Origin of the sequence: Roseivirga sp. BDSF3-8 (assembly GCF_041449215.1) — a bacterium.
Lineage (GTDB): Bacteria > Bacteroidota > Bacteroidia > Cytophagales > Cyclobacteriaceae > JBGNFV01.
In genome coordinates this window covers 3,963,270-3,983,843 of sequence record NZ_JBGNFV010000001.1, presented here as the reverse complement: position 1 = coordinate 3,983,843, position 20,574 = coordinate 3,963,270, and the positions used below count along the sequence as shown (strand labels likewise).

Below are 20,574 nucleotides of genomic sequence, written 5' to 3'. Positions count from 1 at the left end.
GAATAACTCAGGAAGGCATAATGGGAAAGGCGGAACTACCGGCAGGCTCATTGCAAGGATCCCCTGCTGCTATCCATCTGATTAGTCATCATAGTGGAAGCGGCACTGGATAATGGTGCACTTCTGATCTACCCCTTTAGTACCTGACACTTTATAGACCAACCTGTGTTCGTGGCTTATCCTTCGTGACCAAAAGCCTTTCAACCCATGCTTTAAAGGCTCAGGCTTACCCACTCCTTTGAAGGGGTTTTGCCGGATAGCTTTAAGAAGTTCTTTTATTTTTTTGACCATGTCCTGGTCATAATCTACCCAGTATTCAAACTGCTTCCAGGCACTCAGGGTAAATTCTATATCCATTAATCTTCGTCATCAAGATTGTAGGACACAGTTTTACTCTTTTTGTACTCTTCTAAAGATTCCTGAAGGGCCATTCGATTAGCCGAAGTAGAAAGGAGGTATTCGGTTTCTTTGAGGGCGTTGTATTCTTTAATAGACATAATCACTACGGCATCCTCATCATCATTACTCCGGGGCACAATAATGGTATCCATGCTTTTGCTAACCAGGTCGAAGTAGTACTTCATTTGGGCTCTTAGAGAGGATATGGTGATTGCTTTCATTGTCTTTGAGTTTATACAAATGTACGATATATCGTACACTTATGAAAGCGTAAAGTTGTATCCTCCTAAAATTTTGTAAAACCTTTCGTAACTTCTGGCCGCAATTAAATCTGAGAGAATGACACTACGGATATTACTTACTATTCCATTACTATTGATGGCCCTGGCTGGTTTTGGCCAGCAGGCAGGCCCTGCGTATAGCATGATGCTGCAGGAGATAGCGGATGCCCCTCAGGCAGATCGTATTGAAAAAGACATTACTAAGCTGGTGAGTTTCGGCACACGCCATACGCTGTCTGACACAGTCTCTGAAACACGCGGCATAGGGGCAGCAAGGCGCTGGATAAAGAAGGAGTTTGAGCGTATCTCAGCAGAGTGTGGCAACTGTCTGGAGGTGATCTATGTGCAGGATACAGTAATGAACAGGAGCAGGGTGCCGGGCACGGCCAATATAGTGAATGTGATCGCGATACAGCGCGGTACGGCTGACCCTGACCGGGTGGTGATGATGAGCGGCGACATCGACTCGCGCATTTCGGATGTGATGAATGCGACGGACGACTCGCCGGGTGCCAATGACAATGCCTCCGGGGTGGCCGGAGCGATAGAGGCGGCCCGCGTGCTCTCGAAGTATAAGTTTCCGGGTACTATTGTATACGCTGCCCTCTCCGGCGAAGAGCAGGGACTGCTGGGTGGTGAGATACTGGCGAAGTGGTCGCAGGAACAGGGCTGGAAGATAAAAGCGGTGCTGAATAATGACATGATCGGTAACATAGAGGGCATTAACGGAGTAGTGAATAACTCCGTGGTCCGGGTATTTTCGGAAGGAACGCGTGCGGTAGAAACAGATCGCGAAGCCCGCATACGCCGCTTTACAGGTGGTGAGGTGGACAGCCCATCGCGTAACCTGGCGCGCTACATTGACCACATGTCTGACCTGTACTTTCCTAACCTGGATGTGATGATGATCTACCGCCTGGACCGCTTCGGTCGCGGTGGCCACCACCGTCCGTTTAATGACATAGGGGCAGCAGCGGTACGCCTTATGGAAACGTACGAGCACTACGACCGCCAGCACCAGGACCTGCGCACGGAAGACGGTATAAAATACGGTGACGTGCTGGAAAAGGTGGACTTTGACTATGCGGCTACGGTAACGGGCCTGAACGCGGTGACGCTGGCAGGACTGGCTTCTGCTCCGGCACCTCCTAAAAATGTGAGCATAGAGGGAGCGGTATCGGCCAGCACCACGCTGAAGTGGGAGCCTGCCGGGGATGAGAATATTACCGGCTACAAAGTATACTGGCGCCTGACCACCTCTCCGGTATGGCAGTACAGCCGTATGGTGGGTGATGTGGACAGCTATGAACTGGAAAACGTGATCATTGATAATTACTTCTTCGGGGTATCGACTGTGGGTGAAGATGGGGCTGAAAGCCCTGTGGTATTCCCTGGCCCGGCGGGTTCGTTCGGGGAGTAATATAAGAGGCCAGCTATACGCGGCCTGACATACTATGCACCACCTTTCTTTTCACAAGGAAGGTGGTGTTTTATTTTAAGCTTAATTTACCGACTTTAGCCTTCTCTTCTACTTTTTCCTCTACCCCGGAAAAGTGCTAAAAACAAGCCTTTTGAGTTATCCACATCACCCTATAGGAACACTATACTCATACTATAGGATCCCTATAGGATCAATAATAGCACCATAGAGGAATAGTACTATAAGCCACTTCTCACTTACTATGGTGCATAAGCGACATCTTACGCTACAGAAGGGCTGTCATTACCCTTGCATACTATTTGGTTTAATCCACCCTTATAGTGCGTCCGTTTCCAGGTGGCAGGTCTCAAGATCAAGGTGGGGCAGATTGACCTCGCACCACTGGCTGAGCTGATTGAGTATCGGCACAAGAGACCTTCCTTTTTCCGAGAGGCTGTATTCTACACGCGGCGGACTCTCATTGTACTTTTTACGTGTAATAATGCCATCCTCTTCCAGCTCGCGAAGCTGTTCGGTCAGAATCTTATTGGAGATAACAGGTATATAAATACCGAGGCGACCAAAGCGCATGGGGCCATAGCCTAGTACGTGATGATGATGGGCTTCCACCTCCCTCCTATTATGTACATCATGTGGGTAATGGAACACTTTATCTGAGCTCCTCAATGACGGCCCAAAACAAGTATCATCATCTTTTTTAACTGAAAATCAGAACTTTACTAACCAAAAAAAACCATATAACGTAAATTTACGTTGTGTAACTGAAAAATACGTTATACATTGTAGGTATGGAACAGCTCACCAAAAAGGAAGAGGAGGTCATGCAGATCCTCTGGGAGATGAAGAAGGGGTTTGTGCGAGACATTATTGCCGAGATGCCTTCCCCCAAGCCCCCGCACAGTACGGTGTCATCAGTGGTACGAATACTCGAAACCAAAGGCTTTGTGGCACACAAGGCCTACGGTAAAACCTATGAGTACTACCCGGTTATCAGTAAGGACGAATACCGTAAGTTTTACCTTAAAAACGTGGTACAGGACTACTTTTCGGATAGCTATAAGGAAGTGCTTTCTTTCTTTGCCCGTGAGGAGAACATTGGCAAAGAGGACCTGAAGGAACTCATGGATATGATAGACAAAAAAGCGGAACGTGATGATGACTAATGTACTCACCTATCTTCTTTATGTGGCTCTGAGTCTCACGGGTTTCTATGCAGTGTATTACCTCTTGCTTCGGCGCAGTACGCTTTTTGGATTCAACCGTACTTATCTAATTGGTAGTTTTATATTTTCATTTTTACTGCCTTTCATCAATGTGCCCTGGCTGGCTATTCAACCTGCTGAATCTCAGGCACCGGCTTTTGAGCTTCCTATACTGCCAAAAACAGAGTCCCTTACCCCAGAGGTGGCTGAACCTGCCCTTTGGGAAACCTTATTACAGATGGTACCGCAGATAAGCCTTTGGATTTACCTTACGGGTTTAGCCATACTGGTCATTCGGCTCGGCATTGGCCTTTGGCGAATGTATCGCCTGAAAATAAGCGCCCGGAGGGAAATTGTGGCGAATCATGCGGTATACAGGTCACCCCGGATACACTCACCCGCTTCCTTTATGCAAATCATATTTATACCTGAACATATCGAACCTGGGGCAATAGAAGCGGTGCTCCGCCATGAGCAGGCGCATGTACGCCAGCTACACACTATAGATGTGCTATTGGTAGAGATAGGCCTGGCGCTACAGTGGTTTAATCCTTTTGTCTGGGCCTACCGCAATAGTGTGCGTGAAGTGCACGAGTATCTGGCTGATGAGGCATCTATAAGCTTTAACCGCACACCTGAATCTGCTATGGCAAGAATACACTATCAGAAGGCCTTGCTGGCCTTTAGCTCGAAAGCGGCAAGTCGCCACCTGATACACACTTTTTCACAACCAACCTTGAAAAACAGAATCATTATGATGAATAAAAGAAGAAATAAACCATTAAGTGCCCTGAAAGCAGCGGTAGCCGTACCCATGGCACTGGCACTGCTGGTACTCTGGGCAGACCAGGCAGATGCACAGGTAAGCGAAAAGCCAACAACCGAGCTTACGGCCGCCAGCGATACCATTTATGTAGTGGATGGGAAGGTCTATTCATCAGTTGACCATATAGATCCGGATGATATTAAATCAATCAATGTGACAAATAGCATTGAGACTGTAACTGCATATGGTGGTTCTGCGGGACAAAAGGTAATAGAGATCATTCTGAAAGATGACAAGGAAGAGTACCTGACCGACGCTGAAAGAGAGGAAATGAAGGTGGTGGTTTCTCCTACGGAAGGTTCGCAAGAGGAGGTGGAAGAGATGTTTGAAGGCACGAAGATCGTTAAAACCGGCGACAACTACCCGCCCCCGCTTTATATCATTAATGGAGAAGAAGTGGAAAGCTTCCGTACTGTAAACCCGGATGACATTCTGACCATGGATGTGATGAAAGGCAAAGAGGCTACAGAAAAATACGGCGAAAAAGGCAAAAACGGGGTGGTGAAAATTGTGGTGCGCGAGCGTGTTAAGATCAAAAAGGAGCAAAAAAATGAATTGACCCCAAAATCCGATCAGGGTCAAAACCCAGACCCAGATCCTAATCCTGACGTTGACTCAGATGATATTGATTTCGACATAGACGAGGATGTAGATATGGACGAGGATGTTAATGTTGATGAGGACATCGATTCAGATGCGGATGAAGACGCTGACTTAGAAGGGGTGGTGAAAGTACGGAAAACTGACGTCGAATCCAGGGGATCTGAGGGGCAGCCGCTGTTTGTTATCAATGGCAAAATCTACGATTCCTCAGAAGACAAAACTGCTCTACCGCTTGAGCGGGATAAAATCACCGATATAACTGTGCTGAAAGGTGAGAAGGCATATGAAAAGTATGGTAAAAGAGGCGCCCTGAATGGCGTGGTAGAGATCACTACGCGGGAGAAATAATCTAATTGCTGCCACCAAATTAAAATCCCCTGCCGGTAATGGCAGGGGATTTTTTATTGATGTCGATGACGCTTTACCCTCTTATGTTTCGTTTTAAAAAAAGTAAACATTTAATTCACGCCAGCGACCATCAAGGTAATCGATAGACTATCACTGGGTTATAGTAGTACCGCAATTATGCACGCTCTCTTCACAGCCCACATCTTCTGTTCCACAATCGCCTTCACCGATTCCTTGGGATACTTCGTGAGTATACGGGTCAGTAGCTCTGCCGATGACTCCACCCCTTATCCCTTGAATTCCCGTAATAAAGCTACTGACCTGCAAGGACTTAATAGAAACCTTATTTCTTTTCATAGTTATATTGTTTAGAGTAAATGGATATTACAATTCTCTTTGTATGTAGGTCGATCATGTAACGTTACAATACACCCTGCATCATCTGTTCCGCAGATGTCGGCACCATTGGATGTCCCTTCATCAACCCTCAAATCTCCCATATCACCGCCTGATATGGCTCCAAAGTCACATTACTCCCTTCAAGCCGGGTATTTTCATAGTTATTGATGACCACATCGCCGGGCTGCTGGGCCAGGGGTAGGTCTACACTGACTTCCTCTTCAGAGAAGTTGAGCATCACCAGCATTTCTTTTCCATCCAGGGAACGGGTGTAGGCATATACCTGCTCATGATTAGGGAAAAGCAGTTCGTAGTCTCCATACACGAGCACTGGATTTTCCTGACGCAATTGCGCCATCCGGCGGAAGTAGTTGAGTACGCTGTTAGGGTCATCCTCCTGGGCCTCTACATTGATCTGCTCATAGTTGGGGTTAAGCATAAGCCAGGGTTCCCCGTCGGTGAAGCCGGCATGTTCGGTGTCATTCCATTGCATGGGGGTACGGCCATTGTCCCGGCTCATAAAACGCAGGTGGGCCATAAAATTGTCCATATTCTCTCCCCTTTCAAGGGCGCCTTCGTAGCTGTTACGGGCGGCAATATCCTGGAAATCTCCGATCTCCTGAAAAGCCTCATTATTTGTCATGCCCAGCTCATCGCCATAATAGTAGTAGGGCGTACCACGCATGCTAAGGATGAAGGTGGTGAGCATTTTGGATGAGGGGGCACGAAATTCCGGACTGTCGTTACCGTACTTGCTGACCATACGGGGCTGGTCATGATTAGCAAGGAAGATGGAATTCCATCCATTACCCGCGAGGACGCTGTCCCATTCGGAGTAGACTTTCTTAAACTCGGTGAGCTTGTACCCGTCCAGGCTGGAGCCGACGTCCATGCCCTCGAAGTGGTAGACCATATTAAGCTCATTACTATCGGGGTGCACAAGGTCTATGGCATCCTGGTAGGTGCTACCGGCACCTTCGGCTACGGTCATGACATCATATTCACTGAGTACATCGCGATTGAGTTCTTTCAGGTAGGGGTGGAGATTGGGCCCCATGCCATAATATTTGATGATATCCTTTTCATAGCCTTCGGGCAATTTGGGAAAGGTAGTGTCTTTACTTACATACTGAAAAGCATCCATACGGAAGCCGTCTATACCTTTGTCCAGCCAGAAGCGCATAATGTCTTTCACTTCCTCTCGCACTTTGGGATTTTCCCAGTTAAGGTCGGGCTGCTTCCGGGAGAAGTAGTGCAGATAGTAAGCATTGGTGGTAGAGTCGTACATCCAGGCATCGTTATTTACATCAAAGAAGCTAAAGCGCGGGTTGGGCTTCTCCTTCTCCGCAGGCCACCAGTGGTAATAGTCACGGTAGGGATTATCCCGGCTGCTACGTGACTGCTCAAACCACTCGTGTTCGTCACTACTGTGGTTTACAACCAGATCCATCACTAGCTTAATGTCGCGCTCGTGCATGCCTGCCAGCATTTCGTTAAAGTCTTCCATGGTCCCAAACTCGGGCATGATGGCCCGGTAGTCGCTGATATCATAGCCATTATCATCATTTGGCGAGGCGTAAATGGGGTTGAGCCATACGATGTCTACCCCGAGGCTTTTGATATAATCCAGCTTTTCTATAATACCGCGCAGGTCCCCCACCCCATCACCATTCGTATCTTTAAAACTTCGGGGATAAATCTGATATACAATGCCCTCTTTCCACCAGGTACGCTCTGTTTCTGTATCCTTAGCTGCAGTATTCTCTGCAATTTGGTCTTTAGACTCGCTTGCTTGCTGCTCGGTACAGGCAGCGAACATAAACAGACAAAGTAACAGGGTAAGTAAACGTGGCATATCTTCGGGTTTGGTTCCGGGCAAAATATACGAAGAAATAGGGTAAGCAAATATTGAGTTAAAATCCATGCATAACTTACCTGGACGGAAAAGTACCATGGCGTTTTATTAATTTGCTGGCTACTAAATCTTTCACTTGCATTTCTGTAATGTAAAATGACCATGCTTCCGATGCCGGAAGCGGCAAGACCAGTTTATGATAGAATTGGAAATAGAGTGGGCGAAAAAGCTGATCGCAAAGAGACTTGAGGAGACACAAACCTCACAGGCTACCCCACCGGCATTGGAGGAATTTTTACCGCAGCCATGGCCTGCACACACCCCTTTTGGTGATCTGCTAAAGGGATTCAGAGAAGAAACTGACTTTACTGATGCCGCATCACTAATTGCTGAACGGCTGGTCATCATTTTTGCCCTCTCTCCTTACCTGGCTCCTTCCCTGCATGAGCCTTTTACTAAGGCCTTACAAAGCGGCTATGGCCTGGATACTCTTGGTGGCATACAAAGTGAGAGCCAGTTTGGCTTCGTTCCTACATTGCAAACAGTCTTGTTTGTGGTGGCGGGTAACGATATAGGTACACGGACACGGTTGCTTACCAATGTACTTAATGAAACACACCCTCTGTGGTCTATGGGGGTGATTAATATCCTGACCTCCCGGACGCATAATCGTCTGCTGAGTGCTTTTAGGCTAAATGAGGAGTTCTATAACATACTGGTGTTGAATCAGCCTTACCGGCCTCAGTTTAGCAAAACCTTTCCGGCTCAGCTTGTACAGACGCGCGAGGATTGGGAGGACCTGGTGGTACCCAGTGACACGCGCTTTGCTCTGGAAGAGATCAATATCTGGCTGAAGGAGCGGGAACGGCTGGCGAAGGACGAGGTGGTAAGCAAAAAGACGAAAAAGGGATACAGGGCGCTATTCTTCGGGCCATCAGGAACGGGTAAGACGATGGCCGCCTGCCTGTTGGGAAAAGAGGCGGGACTACCGGTGTACCGCATAGACCTGTCTATGGTGGTGAGCAAGTACATAGGTGAGACGGAAAAGAACTTGTCCCTTATTTTTGATAAGGCTGAGAACAAAAAATGGATATTATTCTTTGATGAGGCGGACGCGTTATTCGGTAAAAGAACGCAGGTAAACTCATCCAATGACCGGTATGCGAACCAGGAGGTCTCCTACCTGCTGCAGCGCATTGAAGACTTTAACGGCCTGGTTATTCTCTCCAGTAACTTTAAGGAAAACATCGATAGCGCTTTCTCGCGCAGGTTTCAATCCATGATACAGTTCAGCATGCCGGACAGGTCTCTCCGCCTGGAGCTGTTCAAGCGTGCTTTTGAAAAGAAATACCAAATAGAGGACATGGAGATGATGAAACGGGTAGCCCAAAAGTACGAGCTGTCGGGTGCGGAAATAAATAATGTACTGCATTACTGTGCCATGATGTGTCTGCACGAAAATGTAAGTACTGTATCTGATGAGGTATTTACCAATGCGGTACTTAAAGAGCTGAGAAAAAAAGGAAAAGCCATCTAACGCTGTAGCAAAGCCATGTCAGGACCAGGGGATAAGGTAAAAGAAAATAAACAGAACCAACCGGAGAGGTCAGCCCACGCCCGGCGACGGCCTGCCAACGGGCGGATGATGGGCTTACAATCTTCCAGCCTTTCTTCCCAGGTAAATAACCTCACGCTGGGGGATAGGATCGGTGGCTTATTTGACAGAATTGAAGAATCGCCGCTGTTCACTGATTACTCGGAAATATCACAGGCGGAACAGGACCACCTCAAGAGCGAATTTGCTGTCTACCTGGATGCCAAACGAAAGCTGATCACTGACCCGGACCAGCGGGAGGACTTTGATAAAAAGGTGGAGAAGTTCCTGAAGCGCATGAATGGCCGGAAAGATGATCAGTGGGGTAGTAAACGGTACTTCCGGCTACTGGAGAAGTGGTTTCCGGACTACCAGGAGGTACTTACAGGTAAGGTAAATGCCATCAAAGGCAGCATAACCCAGCAAATTGGCGCCCTGAACAGCCAGCTTACGGAGGTTCTGACTAAAACGAAGGAGGCCATGCAACTGGCGGGTACGGATGCGGAGAAGGCCCGCACGCTGCTCAGCGAGACGTCCGACAAGCTGAATGATGCCCGCGAAAGGTCCGATGCCGCTGCCGAGACGCTGAAAGAATATGGCTCGGAGGAACAGCAGGCGGCTTTTCAGGCATCCTATAGCCAGTTGATCGCCAACTACGGTGCTCTGATAAGCTCGGTGGAAGGGAGCATCACAGGCATGGAAGCAGACGTGAGCCGGTACCAGGGCCTGATACCCCAACTGGATGCGCAGGTGAGTAAGCTAAATAACTTTAAGACAAGTGTGCAGGCTGAAAATGATGTGCAGGCGCTCATAAAGATCCAGCAGACGGAGTTTGGGGCTATCATCAGTGAGGTGCAATCCTTTATCCAAAGCATTGACCTGGCCCGTGGTACAGGGGCCGTTGATGGTGAGCAGTTGGCCGGGGAAACGGAAAAAGGAGGCAATGCCCTGGCTGAGCTTGACCAGCAGGTGGATACGATAAAGACTGAGGAGATAGCCCGCCGCGAGGAAGAGGCCAGGCGTAAGGCTGAAGAAGCACGCCGAAGGGCGGAGGAAGAAAGAAGACGCCGCGAAGCTGAAGCAGAGGCTGCCCGCCGGGAACAGCAGGCTGCGGGCCTGGAGCCATCCGGCAACAAAGAAGGTGGTCTGGAGGCCAAAGCGAAAAATAGTGCCGCCGGAAATGTGGCCTTGCTGATCTCGATGTGGAATACCCACGGCGACGGCGATAAACGCAAGCTTGCCTACATACTGGCTACGGTGGAGGGTGAATGTAACTTCAGATCCAAATCGGAAAAAAGGCAGATTTCCGCCAGGACAGCGGGGCAGAGGGAGTTGATCCGTCTGCAAAACCGGTACTGGGACAGCGGATTTTATGGAAGGGGTTTTGTACAGCTAACCTGGGAAAACAACTACAAGAAGGCTTCAGATTTTACAGGTGAAGACCTGGTGGCAACGCCTGACAAAGCGCTGGTGCCGGAAATAGCTGCCACGGTGACGATCAGAGGTATGGTAACCGGCATGTTTACCGGGAAAAAACTTAACGACTACTTTAATGATAATAAGACTGACTGGGTAAATGCCCGAAGAATAATCAACGGGACGGATAAAGCGGATGAGTTTGCCAATAAGGCAAAAGCCCACTACACCCGTCTGCAGTCTGCCGATGGGGGCGCCAGTTATTATGACACGCTACTGAACTTTGCCGATAAACAGACGGTGCTGAAAGCTGAGGGACTTTACGATGGCCGGATAGACGGTCAGACTGGCCCTAAATCCAGGAAGGCTATCGCGGACTTTAAAGCCAGGTATAATCTTAGCGGTGAAGCCGCATTTGATAACAAGATTCGTGAGCTACTGCACGGACCTCAACAGGAGGCTGCAGCAAAAGCAGAAGAAGCGGCGGAAACACCTGACTACAAGCAAAAAGTAGAAGCGCTGTATACCCGGTATGATGGGGGTAAGATAGACATGGTGGAGCTCGGTAAAGCACTGATCCCCTATGCCTCTAACGGGGGGGCTCCTCACATTCAGACCATCCTGGAAAAGCTTGGCAGTAATTCGGAGGATAACCTGGCCTATGCCATGGTCAGCAACTCGGATAATGCTACGCTGGGCCAGTATAACAAGGCACTATTGGACGACCTGGCGGATGCACTGTCTCCTGAAAACAACTACTTTAGCCTTGAAGCAAAGGAAAAACAGTACAACAGGATTACGGCAATAACTGATGCTGGCAGTGAACAGCAAACCGTAGCCCCGGAGGCCTCAAAGTCAGGTGCCGCGGTCACCAAACTTAGCGAAAGTAAGATATCTGCCAGTGTGGGTAAGGGCGGTACTAATAAGGCAAAGGATGTACAGCTCATCCAGTCCTTCCTGGTCACCTTTGGCTATCTGGCTGCGGGTAGTGGGGAAATCACTACGGTGAACGGTCTTGTCGCCTCAAATGCTGTGGTGAAAGATGACCAGCTTACGGAAACAATTGAAGCCATTAAGAGCTACCAGAAGTACGGAGCCACTACCACCTACAGCTCAGGAAATCAAAAGAGCGTAGCCCAGGGCGACGGGCTGGTGAGTAAAGGAGGCATTACTGATGTATCGGTACAGTCTATGACCAAAGTGCATAACAACTACTCGGGAGAGGAACCCCTGCATGAAGAAGTGACCCTGCTTACCGATTCGCAATGGGTAAGCCAGTTCCGTTATGGCTACAACTTCTACAGTGGCGATACGGAAAAAGAATACATTGACTATGTTACTGAGCTAACCGGCTACGATGATGCTAATGAGCTGCATAAAGCATCTAGTGAGATAATCCAACAGGTTTACGACAAATACGATGGAAAGGCTAAATGGTTTGATATGGATGATTCCAAAGAACAAGCTCTTTTCACTAAGGACAAAGATTATGATACAAAAGGTAATATGGTCTGTTGTTTTGATGCTGCTAAGAAAATGTTAGGATTTACCGGGGCCACCCCACAGGGAAAAGAAACCAAAATACAAACCTTCGTGGAAGAGAGCGGCAAGGACGGGAATTTTACCAAACAGGCTACTCTAGGCATACAATACATAGATGGCCAATTGCGTAAAGGGAAAGGAGTGTTTGTAGCTGTAGATAAAGGCAAAGAAGGTCCCGTACAGCGAAACGAAGGTACGTCAGATCACTTCATCATAATTGTAGGTAAAGCAAAAGACAGTAAAGGCTGGTACTACAAGTATTTTGATCCGGGGTCTTCTTTCAAAGAAAGAACAGGAATCAGTAAAAGCAATAAGCTACATATTGGCGATAATGAAGTTAAAAGCAGCACTTACAATCTATCCCAGATTCGTATTAATAATGAATAATATTTCATCAACCAATTCACCATATGAAATTACAACTTTATACCTCTGTAGTTCTTATTATGCTTTTAAGCCTCAATAGCTGTCAAAATGAGACAAAAAATTCAGAAGCTATTGTAGATTCCACTAAACATACAGCTCAAACCGAAACGGATTTAGAATCCTCAATAACTATTGAAGGTACTGAATCCCTCCCTATTATAGATGAATTTGCTGACACTTTACTTAAGGCTATTGACTACGAATTTTATTTAGTTGAAACTGAAAAAGGTTATGACTATGTGAAAGGAGATTTGAATAATGATGGAAAGGATGGTGATGTTGCGGTACTACTTACAAAAGAAGCCAATCCTCAGAATTACACCTCAGAAACAGAGGTTTTTCTTCTTCTTCTTAGGGAAGATAAAGCAGGTAATTTACAGCAGCTATCCTACTCTGGCGAACTTGGTGGAGAAAGTATTCAGTACAAAGATGATAAAAAACTAACTTGGAACGATGGAGTATTAACCTATATCCACCAATCCATGAGAAACCACATGGAGATTGACATTAAGGTGATTGATATTAAAACCAAAATAATTGATAAGGTATCCATCTGTTATTACAGTGACTCAGGGTGTGAAGACCTATATGTAGCCTCTGAATCGCAGGATACAATAGATTTACACTCCTTGAATATGGAACTTTTGGATAGCTTAAAATAATCAGCGCTTCATACAATAATTCCCGTAAGGAAGACTCAACCATACTATACTATGCAGGTAAACCTCAGTTTTACATTTGGATTAATTTCACTTCTTTTTTGTTTCTTTTTCAGCCCTGGTTGCACATCTTACCAAGATGAGGCAAAAGTCAAGGATACCGTGACACAGGAAATAACTCCTACCCTTACAAATGCTGATACAGTAGACATTTCATCTGAACCTATTTCCGAGTCCCGGGTAATAGAATGGAATGAGTTTGAGCAAGCCATAGTTGAAGGCACTGAACCAGGGTTTTACATTGTAGAAACTGATGAAGGATTTAATTACATCAAAACGGACTTTGACGGTGATGGTATTGATGATGCAATAGCTTTATTAACTTTTGAAGGGGGCCCGAAGACTATAATGATGATACCTTTACAGCCATAATATATCTTTTAGGAAATGAAGATGGCGAAATAAATCAAATAGAGTCTTCCGGAAATCTTGGAGGTGAAAGCATTCAATACAAAGATGATAAAAAACTGAAGTGGAACGATGGGATTCTCACCTATACTCATCAATCTATGAGAAACCATATGGAGGTAGAAGTTATTTTTGATGATTTAGACGCCCTTCTGAAAAAAATCAATATCTGCTATTACAGCGACTCCGGCTGCGAGGACCTGTACGTAGCCTCAGAGCAGCAGGACACAGTAGAGTTGAAAGAACTGAACATAGCGTTTCTAGATAGCCTGATCGAAGTGAGATAATAAAAGCTATATAAACTAACTACGTCCATGATGCGATGCAAGCAAGCTTTTTATCAAATGATAGATTGGAAATACCAGAGCGGCGGAAAAAAGAATATGGAATGCAATGATAAAAGTGCTTTCACTTACTAAGTCAGTGAAAAAATGCCTGATGTATAGCAAAGGGGATAAAATTAAACGCTGTTTTCAGGAATATAAGAGCCAAAGCCAGGCTTACACACACGCCGGGGCTGATAAGTAATGATAAATACCTGACCCTATTTTCGCTAATCATGTATTCAAGATGTCTTTAAACCGGTTGTGGGTGAGCACTTTAATAAGCCCTAGCAGAAGCACTATTTTTCCCATAATGACCCCAGCTGCTAAAGCGATGTTTGCTCCGGGCAGGTGGAGGATTTTCAGCATCCCTCCTATGATAACAAGCGATACGCTAATAAGTCCTCCAAATACAATATACTTAAGCTTCATGATCATTAAAAGTGGTTTATTTGACTACCTCTCCTGGTAAGGTATATAATTTTCCCACTCCCATGGAGTGTAGGTATCACCAATGGCAAGTTCGAGTAGTTCTTTAAAGATGCCTTCCCCATTGTCGCTATTTGTCAACATCATAATGCCTTTTCCTGCTTCGGGGAATAGTATGGTGTAATGCTGAAAACCATTACCGTGCCCTTCTTTAAAAGCACCCGGGCCGTGAGGCGTGTCTAGTAAGCCCCAGCCAAGCCCATAACTGAGGTTGATATCGTCATATTTATCAGTTTCCTCCAGGGAGCCTGGGCCAAATTGGATTTTGCTCCTGATCCTTACCTGCGGACTGAAAATTTCGTTGTAGGAAGCTTCTGAAATCAACTTCCCCTGTAAGACGGCCTCCATAAAAGGACATAGTCTGATGCTGTAGTCTCCAGGGTGCTGGGCGCGCGGGGTTCGTTGTCAATATCTTTACCATAGCCTTCGCCTTTCGTATTGTGCCCGCGGGCAAATTCGGCTTTCCAGCGGTCTTCCCATTGGTAAGCTGAATTCTCCATTCCCAAAGGTTCGAACACCTTTTCCTGAGCCAACTCTTCCAGCCCGCGGCCGGTCATCTTTTCTATCACCACCTGCAGGTACACCATGCCTTCGCCGGAATATAGGTAGCCACTACCCGGCTCCTGCTTTACGCGCAGTTTCTTGTCTTCTTCATAAAAGCGCCAGTTAGGAAAGCCACTGGTATGGGCCAGGGCCATACGGGCCGTGATCTTGTGGTACAGGCTATCATCTTTCAGGTCTCCATAGTGATCGTGCCAACGGGTCTGGGGCTCATACTCGTATATCTTTTTGGGCAAATAGCTTTGCAGTGGCGTATCCAGGTCAAGCACCTCCTCTTCTACCAGCTTCATCACCAATACGGCAAATACGGCCTTACTAAGAGAAGCTCCGTACATATTAGTATTCAGATTCAGTGGCCAGCCTTTGGCAAGATCACGGTACCCAAAGGTTTTTGTATATACTGCTTCATCATTATTAAATACGGCAAGGGCAAGGCCATGCACTTCACCCGCCTCAGTCAGGCTTTTTACTTTTTCCGTAAGTGCCTCCGGACTTATTGTGGAGCCATCCAGCCGCTCTATATCCTGCGCCAGGCATGTAAAGTGTAATAGTATGGCAGATAGAAAGGTGAAAAGGAAGGGGTAAGTATATCTCATTTTTATTTTATCAGGCTCGTCAGGCAGTCAATAGTACAGGTTACAATATATCATATATCCTCAAAAAGACACATGAAAGGTCTCCCGGTGGTCAATGCGCTGTTTTAGTGGTAGGCTCAGTATCAAGTATCAGCCAGCCAATACCTCAGACTCTCTTATATAATACCTGCCTACTTTAACTTCCAATGCAAGAAATACGCGTGACTTTCCTGCAGGCCACGGGTTTGCTGTATGATCTGTATACGATCTTCCATTACCTGTGATACTATAGCTACATGCCCGTAAGGATTGAACAGGGTAGGTCCCATCACCAGCAGATCATCTGGCTTGGGAAAGTATCTGCCCCATTCGTATACTGGCGCAGCCAACGCTCGGCATTTATACGTCCGCTTTTAGTGAGGGATTGAAAAAGTCCCTGGCATGTCCGTATGAGTCAGGCATTTTGTGATTGAGATGCAGATAATAGTACCGCTTCATAAACTCGCCACACTGATACTTTAGCCCAAGGTTATACCCATCGGGTGTCAGGTTGCGGCCTGACACTAGCCACGCCACCATTGTAATAAACCACCACCCTGTTCAGGCTATCTATAATTCACCATATCTGGCACCAAATACCTCCGTCTTGGTATATTGGCTTTCATACCAGATGAAGGCTGCGACAGACAGTCATAAGGCCATAAGCGTAAGTAATATCTTTACCTGCTTACTCACTCCGTCTCCTTAACTTTCGCCGGCTGTGGAAACAGGGAAAGTATGGCATTATAAGCAGCCAGGTGCAATACATTGCCATGGTCTGCTTCCGGATAGTAAGCATATGAAACCTCCGCCTGGTCCGGATAGCTGGCCTGCAGAAGGTTCTTTAGGTCCCTGGCGGCACCTTTCATAATATCCCCTTCCTCCCCTACGGCTATACATACTTTACGCTTTGGGCCTTCCACACCTGACAGCTTGTGTCCGGCTTTCAGCATTGACCCATCGTTCCACCATAGGCTGGGGCTTACTATAATATACTGATCAAACAATCCTGGCCGGGTAAGAAGCACTTCCGTGGCCATTAACCCTCCCATAGACTGACCTATCAGGGTGCTGAGAGTGTCTACAGCATAGCGCTCTTCTACCAGAGGTATTACCTCTTTTTCCATAAAATCCATAAAGGCTTCTGACCCACCGGAAGCAGGAAATTCATTTCGGAACTCGTCCGTTTCGGCAGGTGAGGTAAAGTCTCTGAAGCGTTCAGTATTGCCTATTCCCACAACTATGGTGGGTGGCATCATATTGATCCAGGGAAAAGTAGCAAACTGCACCAGTCCGGCTATATGGATAAAATCCTCTTCCGCAGACCCATCAAAGAGGTATAGCACATGATAGCGTACAGAATCAGGGGCGTAATCTGAGGGAAGATAGATATTCAGTACCCGGTCTTCATTAAGAACCTGGGAGGGCAGATGTAATGTCTCACCTATACTAAATGGCGTGCCGGTAATTACCGGCGTCTGTTGAGCCTGTGCTGAAGAAGACATCCATAAACTTATAACCAAAAAAATAAAGGGCAGGTGGAGTAGTTTCATATAAAATAGTAGTAGTAGATAGAACAGCCCTAAATTAACGCAATACTGAGGAAGATACCGAATGATTACTTTTTCTTGTGATCAGCAATGGACAGCCCACTATTCTGCCAATAGATAATAAGAGAATGCCTGATTATGCCCTACCGGCCTTCAGGCCGCCAATCAATTAGCTTCTAAGACGGAATAGGGTACTACCGCCTGTTTACCGTTGAATTATATGGCCCTTATACTGCTTCTTTCATTAAATGCAAAGGTCAGCTTATGCGGTCTGCCACTTTTTTTCACCGAAATAATAATCTTTTTCGGAAAAGTCATTTTCCGTTCACTCATAATTGACAGCGACACAATAAGCCCCTCATGCAGGTTCTTATCAAATATTTGGCGATAGCGCAAAAAATAGACCGTAATTTAATTTGGTACTATTTACATATAATTTTATTATATCCCAACAAAGTCTAATATCACTAACCTTCTGATAATAAATTTACTGAGACAAGAAAATTTTATCCGCTTTTTTCTTTCTGATGTAACGCTTAGATTAATATCGCGAAATTTCTCATTGACAAAACATGATATTAAGCTTATGAGGAAACACTACTTATTAGCTTTGCTTTGCCTCTTTATGTCAGGCACGGCATGGGCGCAGTTTGTGGTTACCGGACAGGTAATTTCAGACCTTGAAGGCGACCCTATACCGGGCGTGTCGGTCCTGGTGAATAATGGTACCACGGGTACCGTAACTGACATTAATGGTAATTACCGGGTCAATGTTCCCGGTAGTTCAGGAACACTTTCTTTCTCCTTTGTAGGTTTTATTACCGAACAGCGGGAAGTATCCTCCAGCCAAACCACCCTGGATGTGGTGATGACTGAGGACATCACTCAACTGGAGGAGATCGTGGTAACCGGTCTTGCCAGCTCTATTAAAAGGAGTAACCTGGCTAACTCGGTAGAGACTGTGAACGCTGAAGAGCTCACAGGTACCACTACCCAGCAAACTCTTGACAATGCCTTGTATGGCAAGGTAGCGGGGGTAAACATGAACTCTAACAGTGGCGCTCCCGGTGGAGGTGTCAGCCTGCAGTTCAGGGGTATCTCTACATTAGGAGCAGGTTCTTCTCAGCCACTCTATATAATAGATGGAGTGTACGTGAATAACTCAACCGTCCGTACGGGACGCTCTCAGTTGAGTGGAGCCTCTGATGGTGCATCGGCCTCTAACCAGGATGGGGGTGCGAACCGCATAGCGGACATTAACCCTGAGGACATCGAAAATATCGAAATCCTTAAGGGACCTTCCGCAGCGGCTATTTATGGTACGCGTGCCAATGCGGGTGTGATCATTATTACCACTAAAAAAGGTAAGGCAGGAAAGCCTCAGGTACGCCTGAGCCAGGATATCGGTATTGCCGAAGCTCAAAACCTGCAGGGACTCGAGGGATGGAACGAAGACAAGATCGAAACATACTTCGGTACGGACGAGAGAGGTCAGCTGGAACTTCAGCGCTATCGCGATGCAGTGAATGAAGGTCGTGTTATGGACCTGGAGGAGGAAATATACGGTGAGACCGCCCTCTTAAGCAAAACACAGCTAAGTGTATCCGGCGGAGGTGACAAAATGCAGTATTTTGTTTCCGGTAGCGTACAGGATGAAGAGGGTATTGTAAAAAACACCGGCTTCGAGCGCTACTCAGGAAGGGTGAACCTCACCTTTACTCCTACTGATCGTATTTCGGTAAAAGCTAATACGGGTTATAGCAGAAGTGACTCTGACCGCGGTTTTACGGGTAACCAGAATAACACCGGTGGGTCGCTCGGTTATACCATTGCTTACACACCATCTTACGCAGACCTGAAGCCTAATGACCTGGGTGTATATCCTAATAATCCCTACTTCAACGATAACCCTTTTGCAATTCGCGATCTGGCTGAAAATAACCAGACAGTAGACCGCTTTGTAGGAGCCGTAGGAGCTGACTTTGACCTTATCAGTAAGGACAACTCTTTCCTCCAATTGAAAATAAATGGCGGAGTGGATATGCTAAGCTCTAATTCACTGGTATATTTTCCTGAATTCCTTCAGAGTCAGCAAGCCACAGCAAATCCCGGTGACGTGATGCACGGCCGCCAGGAGGATCTGAACCTGAACTTCCAGGCTTTCCTCGTGTACAACTGGAACCTTAATACGGTCAACATGAGTACCCAGGGCGGTTTTGTACGCCTGGATCAGCAGTCCGACTTCCTGCTTATGAGAGGTCAGGGGCTGGTAGGTGGTCAGAAAAACCTTGCCTGGGCACAGGTAGTGAACACGCAGGAACAGTCTACCACTCGTATTACAGACTTCGGATATGTAGTGCAGCAGGATGCCAACTGGGAAGACAGAATAATTGGTACCGTTGGTGTTCGTTTTGATAAATCCACACTGAACCTTCAGCAGGATGAGTTCTACGTATTCCCACGTGCTTCAGTAGCTGTCAACCTTAATAACTTTGACTTCTACGAGTCTACCGTAATGAACAGACTCAAGATAAGAGCTGCATACGGACAAACGGGTGGCCTGCCCTCTTATCGTCAAACCTTCGTTTCACTTGTTCCTCAGGTGATCGGCGACGACCTTGGTGGTAAGGTACCTAACGGTGGGGTTTCACCCGACCTGGTACCCGAAACAGCTGCCGAACTGGAACTAGGCGTGGATGCGGCCTTCTTCGGAGACAGGATCACCCTGGAAGCTACCTACTACGAAAAGAATGTATATGATCTGATTCTGGATCTGCCTACTTCTGAAGCCACCGGTACGGTAGGTATTGCAACAAATGCTGCCGAACTACAGAACAAAGGCTGGGAAGTAACACTTGGCCTGACCCCAGTAAGGCAGGAGAATTTCATCTGGAGCTCTCAGGTACTATTCTGGAGAAACCGTTCGGAAATCACCGAGCTTAACATCCCTACATTTACTACGGGTGGCTTTGGTCCTTCACTCGGTTCTTATCTGATTGCAGAAGGGTTCTCACCTACCACCATTGTAGGAACACCAGCTACTACTGATGTAGAAGGCGGTTACACCGTATATGGAGACCGTCAGGCTGATTTTAACCTGAGTTTCCGTAATGACATCACAATTGCTAAAAACCTGGATCTGGGTATTCTTGTTCACTGGAAAAAAGGCGGACAGAATATCAACCTTTCAGGCTTGCTTTGGGATGATGGTGGTACCACTCCTTATTGGAGCGATGATGATAATGATAATGGTGTACCTGACGGTACCGATCGTCTGCTGGCCTGGGCTGCCGATGGAAACACAGGTGTATACATCCAGGATGCAGACTATGTAAAGCTGCGTGAACTGGGTCTGTATTATAGAATCCCGGAATCTATTGTAGAAAGCATCAGTGGCGGAGCTATCGAACGAATCAAAATCGGTGCCTCAGCTAACAACATTTTGCTCTGGACGCCTTATGAAAGCTATGACCCTGAGGTATCTAACTTCGGAAGTCAGCCTATCTCGTCAAACATCGAGGTAGCTCCTTACCCCAGCAGCAGACGCTTCTTCTTCCACCTAAATGTTGATTTTTAAT

20 protein-coding genes are annotated in these 20,574 nt (G+C 46.7%); 9 read left to right on the top strand and 11 right to left on the bottom strand.

Annotated features, from left to right (window positions below; genetic code table 11):
- Positions 1 to 81 precede the first annotated feature (81 nt).
- Together AB9P05_RS16530 and AB9P05_RS16525 are read right to left on the bottom strand one after the other, a co-directional pair.
- Complete coding sequence (locus tag AB9P05_RS16530) at positions 82 to 357, bottom strand: Txe/YoeB family addiction module toxin (RefSeq protein WP_371909939.1); 276 nt, start codon at positions 355 to 357, stop codon at positions 82 to 84.
- Entirely contained in the window at positions 357 to 620 is a 264-nt protein-coding gene (locus AB9P05_RS16525; RefSeq protein ID WP_371909938.1) for a type II toxin-antitoxin system Phd/YefM family antitoxin, read from the bottom strand. Before AB9P05_RS16525 ends, AB9P05_RS16530 begins: the two co-directional genes overlap by 1 nt.
- A gap of 118 nt (positions 621 to 738) precedes the next feature.
- Between AB9P05_RS16525 and AB9P05_RS16520 the strand changes: the two genes are divergently transcribed.
- Positions 739 to 2,100, top strand: coding sequence for a M28 family peptidase (locus tag AB9P05_RS16520; protein WP_371909937.1), 1,362 nt, complete (start codon positions 739 to 741; stop codon positions 2,098 to 2,100).
- A 336-nt stretch (positions 2,101 to 2,436) separates the two neighbouring features.
- Here AB9P05_RS16520 and AB9P05_RS16515 read toward each other — a convergent pair whose 3' ends face one another.
- Positions 2,437 to 2,769: a winged helix-turn-helix transcriptional regulator gene (locus AB9P05_RS16515; RefSeq protein WP_371909936.1), complete on the bottom strand. Its 333-nt coding sequence runs from the start codon at positions 2,767 to 2,769 to the stop codon at positions 2,437 to 2,439.
- 140 nt (positions 2,770 to 2,909) lie between these two features.
- Between AB9P05_RS16515 and AB9P05_RS16510 the strand changes: the two genes are divergently transcribed.
- Positions 2,910 to 3,284, top strand: a complete 375-nt coding sequence (locus AB9P05_RS16510) for a BlaI/MecI/CopY family transcriptional regulator (protein ID WP_371909935.1) — start codon at positions 2,910 to 2,912, stop codon at positions 3,282 to 3,284.
- Positions 3,274 to 5,100 carry a M56 family metallopeptidase gene (locus tag AB9P05_RS16505; protein WP_371909934.1) on the top strand — a complete coding sequence of 609 codons (1,827 nt, stop codon included), beginning with the start codon at positions 3,274 to 3,276 and terminating at the stop codon, positions 5,098 to 5,100. Before AB9P05_RS16510 ends, AB9P05_RS16505 begins: the two co-directional genes overlap by 11 nt.
- A 150-nt stretch (positions 5,101 to 5,250) precedes the next feature.
- Here AB9P05_RS16505 and AB9P05_RS16500 read toward each other — a convergent pair whose 3' ends face one another.
- Both AB9P05_RS16500 and AB9P05_RS16495 read right to left on the bottom strand, forming a co-directional pair.
- Positions 5,251 to 5,457, bottom strand: coding sequence for a hypothetical protein (locus AB9P05_RS16500; RefSeq protein ID WP_371909933.1), 207 nt, complete (start codon positions 5,455 to 5,457; stop codon positions 5,251 to 5,253).
- A 130-nt stretch (positions 5,458 to 5,587) separates the two neighbouring features.
- On the bottom strand, positions 5,588 to 7,354 hold the full coding sequence (locus AB9P05_RS16495) for an alpha-glucosidase (RefSeq protein WP_371909932.1): 1,767 nt from the start codon (positions 7,352 to 7,354) through the stop codon (positions 5,588 to 5,590).
- 196 nt (positions 7,355 to 7,550) lie between these two features.
- Here AB9P05_RS16495 and AB9P05_RS16490 point away from each other — a divergent pair, with 196 nt between their 5' ends.
- The 5 genes from AB9P05_RS16490 to AB9P05_RS16470 all read left to right on the top strand — a co-directional run bounded on the left by AB9P05_RS16490 (position 7,551) and on the right by AB9P05_RS16470 (position 13,746).
- Positions 7,551 to 8,891 carry an ATP-binding protein gene (locus tag AB9P05_RS16490; protein WP_371909931.1) on the top strand — a complete coding sequence of 447 codons (1,341 nt, stop codon included), beginning with the start codon at positions 7,551 to 7,553 and terminating at the stop codon, positions 8,889 to 8,891.
- Positions 8,892 to 8,906: 15 nt separating this feature from the next.
- Positions 8,907 to 12,293: a hypothetical protein gene (locus AB9P05_RS16485; protein WP_371909930.1), complete on the top strand. Its 3,387-nt coding sequence runs from the start codon at positions 8,907 to 8,909 to the stop codon at positions 12,291 to 12,293.
- A gap of 23 nt (positions 12,294 to 12,316) precedes the next feature.
- A complete protein-coding gene (locus tag AB9P05_RS16480) occupies positions 12,317 to 12,994 on the top strand; it encodes a hypothetical protein (RefSeq protein WP_371909929.1) in 678 nt (225 codons plus the stop codon).
- Positions 12,995 to 13,045: 51 nt separating this feature from the next.
- Positions 13,046 to 13,423 (top strand): hypothetical protein, encoded by a 378-nt coding sequence (locus tag AB9P05_RS16475; protein WP_371909928.1) that lies wholly within the window; start codon positions 13,046 to 13,048, stop codon positions 13,421 to 13,423.
- A 137-nt stretch (positions 13,424 to 13,560) separates the two neighbouring features.
- Positions 13,561 to 13,746 (top strand): hypothetical protein, encoded by a 186-nt coding sequence (locus tag AB9P05_RS16470; protein WP_371909927.1) that lies wholly within the window; start codon positions 13,561 to 13,563, stop codon positions 13,744 to 13,746.
- A 270-nt stretch (positions 13,747 to 14,016) separates the two neighbouring features.
- Here the strand turns inward: AB9P05_RS16470 and AB9P05_RS16465 are convergent, their stop codons facing one another.
- The 6 genes from AB9P05_RS16465 to AB9P05_RS16440 all read right to left on the bottom strand — a co-directional run bounded on the left by AB9P05_RS16465 (position 14,017) and on the right by AB9P05_RS16440 (position 16,999).
- On the bottom strand, positions 14,017 to 14,214 hold the full coding sequence (locus tag AB9P05_RS16465) for a hypothetical protein (RefSeq protein WP_371909926.1): 198 nt from the start codon (positions 14,212 to 14,214) through the stop codon (positions 14,017 to 14,019).
- Between the two features lie 24 nt (positions 14,215 to 14,238).
- Complete coding sequence (locus tag AB9P05_RS16460; RefSeq protein ID WP_371909925.1) at positions 14,239 to 14,619, bottom strand: hypothetical protein; 381 nt, start codon at positions 14,617 to 14,619, stop codon at positions 14,239 to 14,241.
- Positions 14,592 to 15,428 carry a serine hydrolase domain-containing protein gene (locus tag AB9P05_RS16455; RefSeq protein ID WP_371909924.1) on the bottom strand — a complete coding sequence of 279 codons (837 nt, stop codon included), beginning with the start codon at positions 15,426 to 15,428 and terminating at the stop codon, positions 14,592 to 14,594. The genes AB9P05_RS16460 and AB9P05_RS16455 overlap by 28 nt, the downstream gene beginning before the upstream one ends.
- A gap of 170 nt (positions 15,429 to 15,598) precedes the next feature.
- Positions 15,599 to 15,796, bottom strand: coding sequence for a CHAP domain-containing protein (locus AB9P05_RS16450; RefSeq protein WP_371909923.1), 198 nt, complete (start codon positions 15,794 to 15,796; stop codon positions 15,599 to 15,601).
- 10 nt (positions 15,797 to 15,806) lie between these two features.
- The gene (locus AB9P05_RS16445) at positions 15,807 to 15,986 is read right to left on the bottom strand and encodes a hypothetical protein (RefSeq protein ID WP_371909922.1); all 180 of its coding nucleotides are present in this window, start codon (positions 15,984 to 15,986) and stop codon (positions 15,807 to 15,809) included.
- 152 nt (positions 15,987 to 16,138) lie between these two features.
- Positions 16,139 to 16,999 carry an alpha/beta hydrolase gene (locus AB9P05_RS16440; protein WP_371909921.1) on the bottom strand — a complete coding sequence of 287 codons (861 nt, stop codon included), beginning with the start codon at positions 16,997 to 16,999 and terminating at the stop codon, positions 16,139 to 16,141.
- A 583-nt stretch (positions 17,000 to 17,582) separates the two neighbouring features.
- On the opposite strand from AB9P05_RS16440, the gene AB9P05_RS16435 reads away from it, so the two are divergent.
- Positions 17,583 to 20,573 carry a SusC/RagA family TonB-linked outer membrane protein gene (locus AB9P05_RS16435; RefSeq protein WP_371909920.1) on the top strand — a complete coding sequence of 997 codons (2,991 nt, stop codon included), beginning with the start codon at positions 17,583 to 17,585 and terminating at the stop codon, positions 20,571 to 20,573.
- Position 20,574: the final 1 nt, after the last annotated feature.